This window comes from Streptomyces djakartensis (assembly GCF_014651075.1).
Classification (GTDB): domain Bacteria; phylum Actinomycetota; class Actinomycetes; order Streptomycetales; family Streptomycetaceae; genus Streptomyces; species Streptomyces djakartensis.
In genome coordinates this window covers 88,593-102,197 of the sequence record NZ_BMWE01000006.1, presented here as the reverse complement: position 1 = coordinate 102,197, position 13,605 = coordinate 88,593, and the positions used below count along the sequence as shown (strand labels likewise).

At 73.1% G+C, this 13,605-nt stretch carries 12 protein-coding genes and 1 tRNA gene; 8 read left to right on the top strand and 5 right to left on the bottom strand.

Going from position 1 to position 13,605, the window contains the following annotated elements:
• Positions 1–129: 129 nt before the first annotated feature.
• A complete protein-coding gene (locus IE212_RS12125; protein ID WP_190197793.1) occupies positions 130–726 on the bottom strand; it encodes a histidine phosphatase family protein in 597 nt (198 codons plus the stop codon).
• A 190-nt stretch (positions 727–916) separates the two neighbouring features.
• Between IE212_RS12125 and IE212_RS12120 the strand changes: the two genes are divergently transcribed.
• From IE212_RS12120 to IE212_RS12090, 7 genes are all read left to right on the top strand, one after another.
• A complete protein-coding gene (locus IE212_RS12120) occupies positions 917–1,897 on the top strand; it encodes a phosphatase PAP2 family protein (protein WP_190197792.1) in 981 nt (326 codons plus the stop codon).
• Positions 1,848–2,972, top strand: a complete 1,125-nt coding sequence (locus IE212_RS12115; protein WP_190197791.1) for a hypothetical protein — start codon at positions 1,848–1,850, stop codon at positions 2,970–2,972. Before IE212_RS12120 ends, IE212_RS12115 begins: the two co-directional genes overlap by 50 nt.
• Positions 2,963–4,555, top strand: coding sequence for an amino acid adenylation domain-containing protein (locus tag IE212_RS12110; protein ID WP_190197790.1), 1,593 nt, complete (start codon positions 2,963–2,965; stop codon positions 4,553–4,555). Before IE212_RS12115 ends, IE212_RS12110 begins: the two co-directional genes overlap by 10 nt.
• On the top strand, positions 4,552–5,886 hold the full coding sequence (locus IE212_RS12105; protein WP_190197789.1) for an AAA domain-containing protein: 1,335 nt from the start codon (positions 4,552–4,554) through the stop codon (positions 5,884–5,886). Before IE212_RS12110 ends, IE212_RS12105 begins: the two co-directional genes overlap by 4 nt.
• 221 nt (positions 5,887–6,107) lie before the next feature.
• Positions 6,108–6,473 carry a DUF8844 domain-containing protein gene (locus IE212_RS12100; protein ID WP_190197788.1) on the top strand — a complete coding sequence of 122 codons (366 nt, stop codon included), beginning with the start codon at positions 6,108–6,110 and terminating at the stop codon, positions 6,471–6,473.
• A gap of 137 nt (positions 6,474–6,610) precedes the next feature.
• Complete coding sequence (locus IE212_RS12095; protein WP_190197787.1) at positions 6,611–7,243, top strand: bifunctional DNA primase/polymerase; 633 nt, start codon at positions 6,611–6,613, stop codon at positions 7,241–7,243.
• Positions 7,234–7,307: transfer RNA gene (locus IE212_RS12090), tRNA-Lys, on the top strand. Before IE212_RS12095 ends, IE212_RS12090 begins: the two co-directional genes overlap by 10 nt.
• A gap of 56 nt (positions 7,308–7,363) precedes the next feature.
• On the opposite strand, the gene IE212_RS12085 is transcribed toward IE212_RS12090, so the two are convergent.
• Entirely contained in the window at positions 7,364–8,629 is a 1,266-nt protein-coding gene (locus tag IE212_RS12085) for a M6 family metalloprotease domain-containing protein (protein WP_229864234.1), read from the bottom strand.
• A gap of 307 nt (positions 8,630–8,936) precedes the next feature.
• Here IE212_RS12085 and IE212_RS12080 point away from each other — a divergent pair, with 307 nt between their 5' ends.
• The gene (locus tag IE212_RS12080) at positions 8,937–10,802 is read left to right on the top strand and encodes a putative bifunctional diguanylate cyclase/phosphodiesterase (protein WP_190197785.1); all 1,866 of its coding nucleotides are present in this window, start codon (positions 8,937–8,939) and stop codon (positions 10,800–10,802) included.
• On the opposite strand, the gene IE212_RS12075 is transcribed toward IE212_RS12080, so the two are convergent.
• From IE212_RS12075 to IE212_RS12065, 3 genes are all read right to left on the bottom strand, one after another.
• Positions 10,772–11,869, bottom strand: a complete 1,098-nt coding sequence (locus IE212_RS12075) for an LLM class flavin-dependent oxidoreductase (protein ID WP_190197784.1) — start codon at positions 11,867–11,869, stop codon at positions 10,772–10,774. The genes IE212_RS12080 and IE212_RS12075 overlap by 31 nt on opposite strands.
• Before the next feature lie 137 nt (positions 11,870–12,006).
• Positions 12,007–12,738 carry a maleate cis-trans isomerase family protein gene (locus tag IE212_RS12070; protein ID WP_190197783.1) on the bottom strand — a complete coding sequence of 244 codons (732 nt, stop codon included), beginning with the start codon at positions 12,736–12,738 and terminating at the stop codon, positions 12,007–12,009.
• Positions 12,735–13,550, bottom strand: coding sequence for a maleate cis-trans isomerase family protein (locus tag IE212_RS12065; RefSeq protein WP_190197782.1), 816 nt, complete (start codon positions 13,548–13,550; stop codon positions 12,735–12,737). Before IE212_RS12065 ends, IE212_RS12070 begins: the two co-directional genes overlap by 4 nt.
• Positions 13,551–13,605 lie beyond the last annotated feature (55 nt).

The following is a 13,605-nucleotide window of genomic DNA, read 5'->3' as shown; positions in this document are numbered from 1 at the left end:
ACCCCCATCGCCCCAGCGGCACGACTGCCCGCAGCTGGGGTCTGTCGTTCGGCTCACGCCGCGGACGCGGGGCTCACCGGCGTTGACAAGCGCTGTCGATTCCCTGCGCCGTGATCCGAACGACAGACCCTAGGCCGCCAGGTGCCCCAGGTCGTTCCAGCTCTCGATCGCCGGCTCCCCGTACGCCCACCCCAGCACCGACAACGACGTCGGGTTCAGCCGTATCCGTGCCGCGAAGTCGATCGGCAGGCCGAGCCACCGCGCCCCGATCGACCGCAGGATGTGCCCATGGGCGAAGACCAGGACGTCACGGTCCTCGGACCGCGCCCAGGACACCACCTCGTCCGCCCGGGCCGTGACCTCGGCGAGCGACTCCCCGTCCGGGACACCGTCGCGCCAGATGAGCCAGCCGGGCCGGACGGCCTGGATGTCCGCCGGGGTCATGCCCTCGTACGCGCCGTAGTCCCACTCCAGCAGCGCGTCCCAGGTACGCGCGCGGTCACCGAAGCCGGCCAGTTCGCAGGTCTCACGCGCGCGTAGCAACGGGCTGGTCCGCACCTCGACGCCGGGCAGGCCGTCGTACGGGCCCCGGTGCAGGCGCTCGCCCAGCAGCTTGGCTCCGCGCTTGCCCTCTTCCAGGAGGGGTACGTCGGTCCTGCCGGTGTGCTTGCCGGACAGCGACCACTCGGTCTGTCCGTGACGGGCCAGCAGGATGCGCGAAGCCATGGGGGACCTTTCCGGGAGAAGGACACAAACGGAACTCCTCCATCATCGCGCACGCTGGTCGCGGGCAACCCGGGGGGCGATCTCCGCGTCTTTCAGGGCCGGAGGGCGCCCCCGGGGCGCGCACGCACGCCGTAAGGTGGCACGACCGGCCGGGCGGGAGCCGGTGGAGACGAAGGGGGAGGGCGATCGGATGCCGCGCACCGACATACCAGGCACCGAGGCGGCCTCTGGCATACCTGCCACCCGTGCCGCCGCCGCGCCCCGGCTGCGCTGGTGGACCGAGCTGCCGCTGATCCTGCTGGTGTACGGCTTCTACACGGCGGGCCGGCTCCTCGCACGGGGCGACGTCTCCGGTGCGGTCGACCACGGTCTGGCGATCCTGCGCATCGAGAAGGCGCTCCACCTCAACGCCGAACACCCCCTCAACCGCCTCTTCACCCGCGAGCCCTGGATCGGCGTACCGGCGGACTTCTGGTACGCGTCGCTGCACTACCTGGTCACGCCGGTCGTCCTCGTCTGGCTCTTCCGCTCGCACGCGGTGCGCTACCGCGCCGCGCGCACCTGGCTGATGACGTCCACCCTCATCGGCCTGATCGGCTTCACGCTGCTGCCGACCTGCCCGCCCCGACTGCTCGACGCGAGCCACGGCTTCGTGGACACGATGGCCCAGTACAGCTCGTACGGCTGGTGGGGCGGAGCGGCGAGCGCACCGCGCGGCATGGGGGGAATGACCAACCAGTACGCGGCCATGCCGAGTCTGCACGTGGGCTGGGCCCTGTGGTGCGGAGTGATCCTGTGGCGACACGGGGGTACGCGTCTGGCGAAGGCGGCCGGTGTCGCCTATCCGCTGATCACGACGATCGTGGTCATGGGCACCGCCAACCACTACTTCCTCGACGCGGTCGCAGGGGCGGCCGTCATGGGCGCCGGACTGCTGCTGGCGCCGCTCGTGATGCGGACCGCGGACCGTGTGCGGGTGCGTTTCGTACCCGCCGTCACGCCGGTCCCGGCGGACGCTTCCGCCGCGGGTTCCTCGATTGTCAGTGCCGGATGCCAGACTTCCGCGGGTGAGCGAATTCCACGGCAGCGCGAGTCGCGGCTCGGAGCGGGAGCCGAGCCGAGTGCCTCCCCCAAGGACGCGGGGGACGGCGCTCCGGCACCGGCTCGCTGAGCTGCGCGGCCCCGACGTACCGGCCAAGGCACTGGACGCACGCGCCCTGGCGGCGCTGGCCGCCAACCCTGGTTGTGCGCGGCGCGCGATCCTGGACGGTGCCGGAGTGAACAAGGCGGCGCTGGCGAGTGCGCTGGGCGCGCCGTCGGCCTTCGGGCAGTCGCAGTTCGCGCTCACGCGGGGCAACGCGTTCGAGGCGAAGGTCAAGGCCGACGGCGGCGCCGAGCTGCTGCGGCTGGTGCACGAGAAGCTGGACCGGAGCGCCGAACCGCCCACCGGGGCGCGCGTGCCCGACCTGACCGCGACCGGCCCCCAGGGGCGTACGGCCCGCACCGCGCTGGAGCTGCGGGAGGCGGGCGCGCATCCGGGCGCGTGGACGCTGCTCGACCATCCGATGCTCGCGCTGGACGTCGCGGGCTCCCTCGCGTTCCTGGAGCCGGACGCGGTCGTGGTGCACCCGGACGGCAGCTGGACGGTCGTCGAGATCAAGTCCTTCCCGCTGCTGGACGGTTCGGCGGACCCGGCGAAGGTCGGAGCGGCGGCCCGGCAGGCGGCGGTGTACGTGCTGGCGCTGGAGGAGCTCGCCGCGCGTCTGCGTCCGGCCCCGCGGGTGCGGCACCGGATCCTGCTGGTCTGCCCCAGGGACTTCTCCAACCTGCCGGCCGCGTCCGCCGTCGACATCCGCAAGCAGCGCGCGGTGACGGCCCGCCAGCTCAACCGGCTCACCCGCATCGAGGAGATCGCCGAGAAGCTCCCCGAGGGCACGTGCTTCTCCCCCGAGCTGCCCGCCGACGAGCTGACGGCGGCGGTGGAGTCGGTCCCGGCGACGTACGCGCCGGAGTGCCTGTCCACGTGCGAGCTGGCCTTCCACTGCCGGACCCGCTCCCGCGAGGAGGGCGCGGTGACCTCGCTCGGCCGCCCGGCGCGGGCGGAGCTCGGCGGCCTGTCGACCGTGGCGGAGGTCCTCGCCGCCGCCCGGGGCGAGACGGGAGATCCCGCCGACCCGGCCGTGGCGGCCCTGCGCCGGGCGGCGGCGCTGCGCGCGGAGGCACTGGAGGCCGCGGCATGTCGCTGATCTCCACCCTGGCCCGGCTCGAAGCCGTCAGCACCGGCCGCGCCCAGCCTGCCGCCACGGTCCGGCACCGGCATCTGTCCGACCGCCCGCTGGTGTTCGTGCCGCTCACCACCGCCGGTGAGGCCGGCGCCCCGCTCGGCGCGCTGGTCGGCACCGACCGGGACGCGCCGCGCCTGCTGGCCGTCCCGCAGCCCCGCGACCGCGACCTCAGGTTCGCGTTCCTGGCCGAACTGGCCGACGTGGTCCTGCCGTACGTCGACGGCTGCGCCGAGGCCGTGGAGGCCGCCGAACGCACCGAGACCGACCCGGAGACCGGCAAGCGGATCAAGGTCGAGGTCGACCTGTGCGCGGACGCCCCGCAGCTGATCGTGCCGAGCCGGGCGGGCATCGACCTGGTGCGGCTGCTGGGGCGGTCGACGCGGTTCCGGCGTACCGCGGAGCAGGACCCTCAGGCCCCGTATCCGGCGCCGCCGCGGGTGCCGTTGCTCGGGCGGTGGCTGACGCACTTCGGGGAGCGGGCCCGGGTGCCCGGCTCCTCGCTGCTGCTGGCCATGACCGACGTCCTGGGCCGGCACTGGGCGACCGGGCAGTCCACCCTGGAGGACCAGCACCTCGGAGCGCTGCTCGCCTGGATCGACCCGCCGGAGGGCGAGACCGGAGCGCAGGCGGCGCTGCGGGCCGAGCTGGAGCGGGACGAGCGGGGTCAGCTGAGGTGTCCCCCGGCCGGTCCCGCCACCGACCCGGCGTTCGACAACAAGCTGCTCGCCCCGGCCATCGAGCGTTACGACCGGGCCCGCACGGCCCTCGCCGCCGCCGAGGACGGTCTGCAGGCCGACGACCGGCTCGGTGCGCTGACCGCCGCCGAGCGGGAGATCCGCGACCTGGTGCTCAGCCGTACCCGGCCCACCTGGGACGCCGTCTGGCGGGGCCTGGACCGCTTGCGGGAACTGCCCGAGGGAGCGCACGTCGAGGAGCGGTGGACCCGCGACCGCTGGTCGTTCACCGGCCACCGCGACCGGGTCCTGGCCGGCGAGCCTCCGCAGCCGCGCCGCGACGACGCGGTCACCGCCGCGAACAAGCTCGCCACGCGCGAGCGCGAGCAGGCCCGGCTGGAGGCGCAGGAGGCCCTCGACGACCCGCTGGTGATGGCGGGGCGGCGGCTGTCCGGGGAGGCGTTCGCCGGTGAGGTCACCGATGTCGTGATGGCGTACAGCGAGAGCAAGCGGCCGAGCCCCCGCCCCCTGGTCACGGTCCGCACGGACGACCGGCCGCATCTCGGGGAGCGGACGAAGGTGTACCGGTCGCTGGGCGGGAAGCCGCAGTCGGCCGAGTTCGTCACGGCCGAGGAGGACGGCGCGTACGTGGTGTTGCGGATCCTCGACAAGATGGGCCGCGGCAAGGAGCCCGAGCCGGGGTCGGTGCCGGAGAAGGGCGACCGCGTCTGCTTCACGCTCTTCGAGCACGAGCAGCGGGGTGGCGCGAAGCTGCCCGACCCGGAGGAGACGCCGTGGACGCACGGCGGGCCGCCCGGTGAGCCGGCCCTGGAGGCGGCCGACCCGGTGACCGAGGAGGATGTGCTGTGACCACGGTGTTCGACCCTTCGGCCGCCGCGGGCCAGGCCACCGACGCGATCCTCCATGACACGCTGCACGGCACCGCGCGCGGCGTCGTGGTCGACTCCCCGCCCGGCGCCGGCAAGTCCACGCTCGTGGTCCGCGCGGCGCTGGAGCTGGCCGAGGCGGGTCATCCGCTGATGGTGGTCGCGCAGACCAACGCGCAGGTCGACGACCTCGTCCTGCGGCTCGCCGAGAAGAACCCCGAGCTGCCGGTGGGCCGGCTGCACAGCAGTGACACCGACCCGTACGACAAGGCGCTCGACGATCTGGAGAACGTCCGCAAGTCGGCGAAGGCGGCGGATCTCGCCGGCCTGGCCGTGGTGCTCTCGACCGCGGCGAAGTGGGCACACGTCAAGGTCGACGAGCCGTGGCGGCACGCGATCGTCGACGAGGCGTACCAGATGCGCTCGGACGCGCTGCTCGCGGTGGCCGGGCTGTTCGAGCGGGCGCTGTTCGTGGGCGACCCGGGGCAGCTGGACCCCTTCGCGATCGTGGGCAGTGAGCAGTGGGCGGGCCTCGCCTACGACCCGTCGGCCTCGGCGGTGACGACCCTGCTCGCGCACAACCCGGACCTGCCGCAGCACCGGCTTCCGGTCTCCTGGCGGCTCCCGGCCTCGGCGGCGCCCCTGGTCTCGGACGCCTTCTACCCGTACACGCCGTTCCGCAGCGGCACCGGCCCGGGCGACCGCGGTCTGTCCTTCGCGGTGCCGTCGGACGGCTCGGGCCCCGACCGGGTGATCGACGAGGCGGCGGCGTCGGGCTGGGGGCTGCTGGAACTGCCCGCCCGGCACACTCCGCGCACGGACCCGGAGGCGGTACGGGCGGTGGCGGCGGTGGTACGGCGCCTGCTGGACCGGGGCGGCGCGGCGACCTCGGAGCGCTCGTCGTCCCCCTCGCCCCTCACCGCCGACCGCGTCGCCGTCGGCACGGCGCACCGGGACCAGGCGGCGGCGGTGCGGGCCGCCCTGTCCGCCCTCGGCGTCACCGACGTGGTCGTGGACACGGCGAACCGGCTGCAGGGCCGCGAGTACGACGTCACCGTGGTCCTGCACCCCCTGTCCGGCCGCCCCGACGCCACCGCCTTCCATCTGGAGACGGGCCGCCTCTGCGTCCTCGCCTCCCGGCACCGGCACGCCTGCATCGTGGTCTGCCGGGCGGGCGTCAGCGACCTCCTGGACGACTATCCGTCGACGGAGCCGGTCCAGCTGGGGACGGTGGTGAAGTTCCCGGACGGGTGGGAGGCGAATCACGCGGTGCTGGCGCACCTGGCCGAACACCGGATCAGCTGGCGCCCCTGACCACGGCCCGGACGGGTGGGAGGCGAATCACAGGATGCTCGCGCACCTGGCCGAACATCGCGGGTCCCCGCGGCCGTGACGAACAACGAGGGGTGTCGCGGCCGTACCCACTACCGCGATGCCCCCTTGCGCGCCCGCGAGACAATGGACGGTGGCCCACTCCACCCGGAGGTGCCCCCGCTCGCGGGGAGAGTCCGCGCGATGTACCAGGAGGAGAAGACATGGCGGAGCCCACGCCGCGTCGGAACGAACCGCGGCTACGCCCCGCGCCCCTGCTCTTCGAGCCCGCGGAGGCGGCCTCGGACCCTGAGCACTTCTTCGACCTCGAGTCGATCGACGATCCACGCGCGCTGCTGGCCCGCGCGACGGAGCTGACGCTGGCGTTCCGGGCCGCGGCGGACCGGGCGGTGGAGTACCAGGCGATGGCGGCGGCGCAGCTGGCCGATCCACGGCGCTTCGACCGGCTGACGGCGGCGGACATCGCCGAGCGGGCCGAGTGGACCGAGGACTACGCCAAGAAGATGGTCGAGTTCGGCCGCGGTCTGATCCGCGGCGACGACGGCCGGGGCAACGCCGACCCCATGTGAGACCGTAAGGATCCGGCCTCCTCACCGATCTGCCTGGCATATGCCAGGCGGGCAAGATACCCCCTCCCACCCCCTCCTGTCCCGATTTCGCGCAACTCTGGGGAATCGCGCGTTCACGGCCGGTAGACGTGGACGTCATGAGCAGCGCATGGAACGCCTCCCGTGTCACCCCGGACGGAGCCGCCTGGCTCGCCTCGGCAGGAACGTATCCCCGGAGCACGCTCGCGCTCTGGGAGGAGCGGCCGGACGCGCCGATCGTGCTGCCGTGCGGCTCGGTCTTCGACGTGGTCAGCGCACCCTCGATGTTCGGACGGCGGATGCTCGACCGGCTGTGGGACGACGGACCCGGCTCGGGCCCGGTCGCGGAGTTCCGGGGGCGGATGCTGCTGTTCACCGCGCCGGGCACGGCCCAGCGGTTGCCGGTGCTGCTGGAGTGGGAGGAGTGGGGCACGCAGGACAGGGACGCCCGGGAGCCCGGCCGCACGGTCGTGGTGCCGCCGCTGCTGTGCCACGGCACGGGCGACGCGGTGACCGTCCCGGCACCCTCGCAGAGCACGCCTCCCGCCACCGGGCCTGCCTGCGCGGAGACCTCCCCCGCCCGCTGCGACACCCGCTGGCTCGTCGCCCCCGACACCCGTCAGCCCTGGCTTCCCGGCCCCGAGGTACTGCTGTGGGCGGCTGTGCGGGCGGCCCGCTCGGCCGTGCGGATATCGATTTTTCCTCCCGCCGACCAGGATGCTAAGGTCTACGACGTCAGCAGGCGCCGCTAGCTCAGTTGGTTAGAGCAGCTGACTCTTAATCAGCGGGTCCGGGGTTCGAGTCCCTGGCGGCGCACAGACAGCAGAGGCCCCTCGCGAGAGCGGGGGGCCTTTGGCATGGCCGCGACGCGCTCAGCGCCCGACCGTGATCTTCACCGTCCACGCCCCCGAAGCCGTGCGCCCCTCCACCTCCACCCGCACGTCCTCCCCCGGCACCGTGAAGCTCTCCCCGGCCCCGATCGGCGCGTCCGCGAGGGGCGGATAGACGGAGTCCTCCCAGCAGGCCTCCGTGTGCGGATGGGCGTCGATCACCTCGATGGGCCCGCCGCCGGACTGCGCCTCGCCCCGCACCCGGTACACCAGCACCCCCTGCCGGCAGGCCCGCTCGTCGTTGCCCACCGGCCCGCGCGCCTCGAAGGCCAGCACGCTGTCGCGGCCCGTGCGCACCACCGCGAGCTTGGTGCCCCGCCCCAGGCCGAAGGCCGGCGCCCCGGCGGCGCCGGCCAGGGCCACCCCGGGACCCGCCGCCAGCGGCTCCAGGGTCAGCCGGGCGGGCCCGGCGTCCTGCACGCACCGCACCTGCCGCCGGGCCAGCCAGCCCAGCTTCCACTTGTGCCAGCCGAACAGTTCGGGCGCCAGTCCGAACTGGCTGCCCATCAGGTCCCAGTCACCGACGTGCGTGTCCCAGTCACCCTTGCCGTCGACGGGCCGGTGGTACAGGTCGGGCAGGTCGAAGACGTGTCCGGTCTCGTGGGCCAGGACGAGCCGGTCCGGCGGATGCTGTTCGAACACGGTGACGACCCGGCGCAGGTCGGCGCCGTCGGCGCGCAGCGGTGCCGTCAGGTTGACCACCTTGGTCGCGTCGGAGTCCACACCGGGCGCGTCCGGGTCGGCGACGAAGTACACGACGTCGTAGCGCGAGAAGTCGACCCGCGGGTCGACCACGGTGAGCGCGTCCCGCAGGTACGCCGCTCGGTGGGCGGCGCTCCAGTCGCGCCGTATGGCGTACGCCGTGGACGGCCGTGGCATCTGGATCCAGTGGCGCAGCGGGTGCGGGCGCAGGGTGAAGCGGCCGTAGGAGGCGCGTTCGAAGAAGCGGGTGGTGGCCGGGAAGTGGTCGGCGGTCAGCTCCTGCGGCGTGGCCAGCGGGCGGGCGTCCGGAAAGGACAGGAAGACCATGACCGCGTCCAGGGCCCGGGCCGGGCGCGGGTAGGCGGCGTTCCAGGTGTCCAGGCCCTCCGAGTGGTGGGCGTCGGTGCGGGCCAGGGCGCAGGGCTCGGCCGAGTCGGGATCGGCGGCCGAGAAGCCGGTGCCGAGGGAGGTCGCGGCGAGCGCCGACATGGTGGTGAACACGGCCGCGGTGGTGCGCAGTCGGGCGCGCGGGAACTGACGCGGCACGGAAACCTCCGGGTACGGTTCGCGGGACACCGCACCCAGCCTCTGGCGATTTGTCATACTGCGCCCTGTTTGCCTGCACCAGTCGGGTGAAGGAGCCGAAAGAACACAGAAGCCCACACGCCAGAACCACTCACGGAACGTCACAACTGGTCGGAGGCTTGAAGAACCCGTCCAGGCGTGAGCAGAAACGATCTGGCAGAAGTGTGGACCGGCCGGGGACACTGGACACCGGCTGGAAGGCCTTGGGGCCAGCCTCTATGATCGGCACACTTTCCTGACCTTTCCTGCACGGACAGAGATCGAATACATGCGGGAGCGAGCGGTGAGCGGAACCTTCGAAGGGCCGGCGCCCCCGGCAGACCTCGACCGGCCGGTCGTCACAGAGAGTGAGATCGACACGTCTCCCCGTACCGAGCCCCCGTCGCGCCCGCCGTACCGCTCCGTCTTCACGGCCGCTCCGCTCGCCATGGCCGTCGTCGACCGCGAGGGGGCGGTCGTCAGCGCCAACGACGCGCTCGCCGCGCTGCTCGGCACCTCCCCCGAGCAACTCGCCGGGGCCGTCGCCGCCGACCTGGTCGACCTCACCTCCGACGCCCGCACCTGGCACGCCTACGGCGAGGTGCTGCGCGGACGGGAGTCACGGCTGCGCTGCACGCGCCGCCTCAAACACCCCGACGGGCACTCTCTGTGGGTGCAGGTGACGGTCGCCCCGTTGCCCGCCGAGGACCGGGGCGTACTGCTGTCGGTCACCGACATCAGCGGCCGCCGCGAACTGCAGGCCCGGCTGCGGCACATGCAGATGCACGACCCGGTGACCCGGCTGCCCAACCGCACGCTGTTCTTCGAACGTCTGTCGGCCGCGCTGGAGGCGGAGTCGTACGAGCAGAGCGGCACCGGCCGGATCGGGCTGTGCTACCTGGACCTGGACGGCTTCAAGGCCATCAACGACACCCTCGGGCACCGGGTGGGCGACCGGCTGCTGGCCGCCGTCGCCGAACGCCTCACGCGCTGCGCGGAGCAGTCCGGTTGCTCCCGCACCAGCACCCCGCTGGTGGCCCGGCTCGGCGGGGACGAGTTCGCGCTGCTCGTCGAGGACTCCACGGGCACCGAACAGCTGGCCGAACTGGCCGAGTCGGTGCTGGCGGCGATCCAGGACCCGTTCGACATCGCCGGCCAGCGGCTGTCGGTCTCCGCGTCGATCGGCGTCGTCGAACGGCACGCGGCCGGCACCACCCCCACCGCCCTGATGCAGGCGGCGGACACGACGCTCTACTGGGCGAAGGCCGACGGCAAGTCCCGCTGGACGCTGTTCGACCCGGAACGCAACGCGCACCGCATGACCCGCCAGGCCCTCGCCTCCGCGCTCCGCCCGGCCATCGACCGGGGCGAGTTCCAGCTGGAGTACCAGCCGCTGGTCGGCATGGAGGACGACCGGCTGCACGGGGTCGAGGCACTCGTCCGCTGGGATCATCCCCAGTTCGGCGTACTGACGCCGAACCGGTTCATCGGACTGGCAGAAGAGGACGGTTCGATCGTTCCGCTGGGGCGCTGGGTGCTGCGCACGGCCTGCCGGCAGGCCCGCCGCTGGCAGCTCGACCACCCGGACGAGCCGCCGATCTTCGTCAGCGTGAACGTGGCGGTCCGGCAGGTGTGGGACTCCGACCTGGTGGCGGACGTGGCTCAGACGCTGGCCGAGACGGGCCTCGAGCCGCACCTGCTCCAGCTGGAGCTCACCGAGTCGGCGGTGATGGGCTCGGCGGGCCGGCCGCTGCAGACCCTGAAGGCGCTCAGCGACATGGGCGTACGCATCGCCATCGACGACTTCGGCACGGGCTACTCGAACCTGGCCTACCTGAGCCGCCTGCCGGTGTCCGTCCTGAAGCTGGACGGTTCCTTCGTGCGGGGCTTCCAGTACGACGACCGGGACGCGACCGCCCGGCCCAATCCCGCCGACGAGGTCGTGGTCGAGGCGATGATCCAGCTCGCCCACCGGCTCGGGCTGACCGTCACGGCCGAGTGCGTGGAGACCTCGGCGCAGGCAAGCCGGCTGCGGCGCATCGGCTGCGACACCGGACAGGGCTGGCTCTACTCCCGTCCGGTGCCGCCGGACCGTATCTCCGAGCTGCTGGGCGCGCCGGACGTTCAGGCCGAGGCGGGTGTCGGCAACCCGTAGGCGTCGGCGATGAGTTCGTAGGACCGGACGCGCACGTCACCGCCGTGCGCGTTGGCCGTGATCATCAGCTCGTCGGCGCCGGTGCGCTTGGCGAGGTCGTCCAGGCCGGAGCGGACCTCGTCCGGGGTGCCGTGGATGACGTTGGCGTTCCAGGAGTCGACGAATTCGCGCTCCATGGGGCTGAACTCGTAGGCCTCCGCCTCCTGCGGGCTGGGCACGAGGCCGGGACGGCCGGTGCGCAGCCGGACCATGCCGAGGGCGGCGGCCAGCACCTGCCGGCGCGCCTCCTGCTCCTCGTCGGCGGCGAGGGCGGAGACACCGATGAGGGCGTACGGCTCGTCGAGCACGGCGGACGGCTGGAAGGACTCCCGGTACAGGTCCAGGGCCGGGACGGTGTTCCGCGCCGAGAAGTGGTGGGCGAAGGCGAAGGGCAGACCCAGGGCGCCGGCCAGCCGGGCGCTGAAGCCGGAGGAGCCGAGCAGCCAGACCGGCGGGCGGTGCGGGGACTGCACACCGCCGGGGCCAGCGGCCTGCACCGGGCCGGGTACGGCGTGGATACGGCGGTAGGGGTGCCCGTCGGGGAAGTCGTCGTCGAGGAACCGGGTCAGCTCGGCGAGCTGCTGGGGGAAGTCGTCGGCGCCCTCGTTCAGCCGGTCGGTGCGGCGCAGCGCGGCGGCGGTGGCACCGTCCGTGCCGGGGGCACGCCCGAGGCCGAGGTCGACCCGGCCCGGGGCCATGGCCTCGAGCGTCCCGAACTGCTCGGCGATCACCAGTGGGGCGTGGTTGGGCAGCATCACGCCGCCCGAGCCGAGGCGGATGCGGTCGGTGTGGGCGGCGAGGTGGGCCAGGATCACGGCCGGGGAGGAGGAGGCCACGCCCGGCATGGAGTGGTGCTCGGCGACCCAGTAGCGGTGGAAGCCCCGCCTCTCCGCGAGACGGACCAGTTCCACGCTGGTACGCAGCGCGTCGGAGGCGGTGCGGCCGGCCCCTACGGTGACCAGGTCCAGTACGGACAGGGGGACGGGGGCGCCGCCCTGTGCTGCGCCGCGTATCTCGTCTGCCGCCACGGTGGGGTGCCTCCTGCTGTGGGCCGTGTGCTGTCGTCCGGGCCTCAACAGGGGACTGTCTCCGCTTATTCCCGGGCAAGGCCCGGCCACGTCGCCCGCCGCAGCCGCGGGGGACGGCGCGTACCGGGCCCTGGGCCTCAGACCTGGACGATCGGCTCCCTCGTGAACAGGGCACCCAGCTCCGGCGCGTTCACCCGCCGGTCCGCCAGCCGGAGGGCCTCCCAGACCGTGACCTGGTTGGCGGTGAGGACCGGCTTGCCGAGTTGCTTCTCCAGGGCCGGGATGTGGGCCGCCGTGTGCAGGGCGGTGTCGGGGAGGAGCAGGGCGTCGGCGTCGGGGTGGTCGGAGTTCTGGGCCAGGGCCAGGAGTTCCGCCTCGCCCCAGGTGCCGACCTCCGCGGCCGTGATGATGCCGGAGCTGTTGACGGAGACGACCTCGATGCCGTCCGAGCGCAGGAACTCCGCGAAGAGCCGCGCCACGTCCTCCGGGTAGGTCGCGCCGATCGCGACCCGTCGCGCCTCCACCTCCCGTACCGCGTGGAGGAACGCGAAGGATGTCGAGGAGGCGGGCATGCCGGCCGTCTGCGCCAGGGCGCGGACCTGCTCCTGCGCGCCGTCCCGGCCGTAGACGAAGCTGCCGCTGGTGCAGGCCCACACCACGGCGTCCGCGCCGGCGTGCCGCAGTTCCTGGACGCCCGCCGCCAGCCGGCCGGCGGAGCCCATCTCGAGCAGCGCGTCCACCCGGTGCGCGTCCTCACCGATGTCGGTGTGCACCAGGTCCACCCGGATGTCGCTGCCGAGCAACTGCTCGATGCGCGGATAGTCGTCCTCGGCCGAGTGGCCCGGGTAGAGAAATCCCAGTGCTGTCATGTCCAGCCTTCCTGCTGCTGCTCTTCTTCGGGCACGACGGGACCGGGGTCCGCCCCCGGCGGTACGAGACCGGCCCTCGCGTCCGGGTTGATCAGCGCTTGGTACGGTCCCACCGCACGGGTACCCAGTCGGCGCAGCGCCGCCCACATCGTCACTTGGTTGGCCGAGATCACCGGTATCCGCAGCTCGGCCTCCAGCTGCGGTATGACGTCGTAGGTGGGCAGATTGGTGCAGCTGATGAACAGCGCGTCGGCGTCACCGCGCACGGCCTGCCGCGCCATGTCCACCACGTCCCGGTAGGGGACCTTCCAGATGTGCCGCGTCAGGCCCATGAAGGCGCACCCGGAGATCGTGACGCCGGCCTGGGCGACGTACGCCTGAAGCGACCGCGTGACCGAGACCGTGTACGGCGTCACCAGCGCCACGCGGCGGACGTCCAGCTCGACCAGGGCTTCCAGCAGCGCGCCCGAGGTGGTGATCGCCGGTATCGCCCCGGCCCTGCTCATCGCCTCGCACATCGCGCGCTCGCCCATGACGCCACCGACGAAGCTGCCCGACGTACAGGCGTAGGCCACGATCTCGGGTGCGATCGCGTTCAGCGTGCGGACCGCCTCGCCCAGCGTCTCGTGCTCGCTGACCAGCCGTGCCAGGTCGAGACTGACCTCGACCGGCACGAAGGGTGTTCGTGTGATGTGCAGGGAGACCTCGTCCGGCACCCAGCGCCACAGCTCTCGGTCGAGTGCGAAGTCGAAGGGCGCGACGACGCCGACGCCGCGCTGCGGGCTCGGCCCGCCGAGAAAAGAGACGTCCATGCAGGGGCACCGGCCTCACGCTGGGCAACTGGGGTGCAACGGATCGTGGAAACGC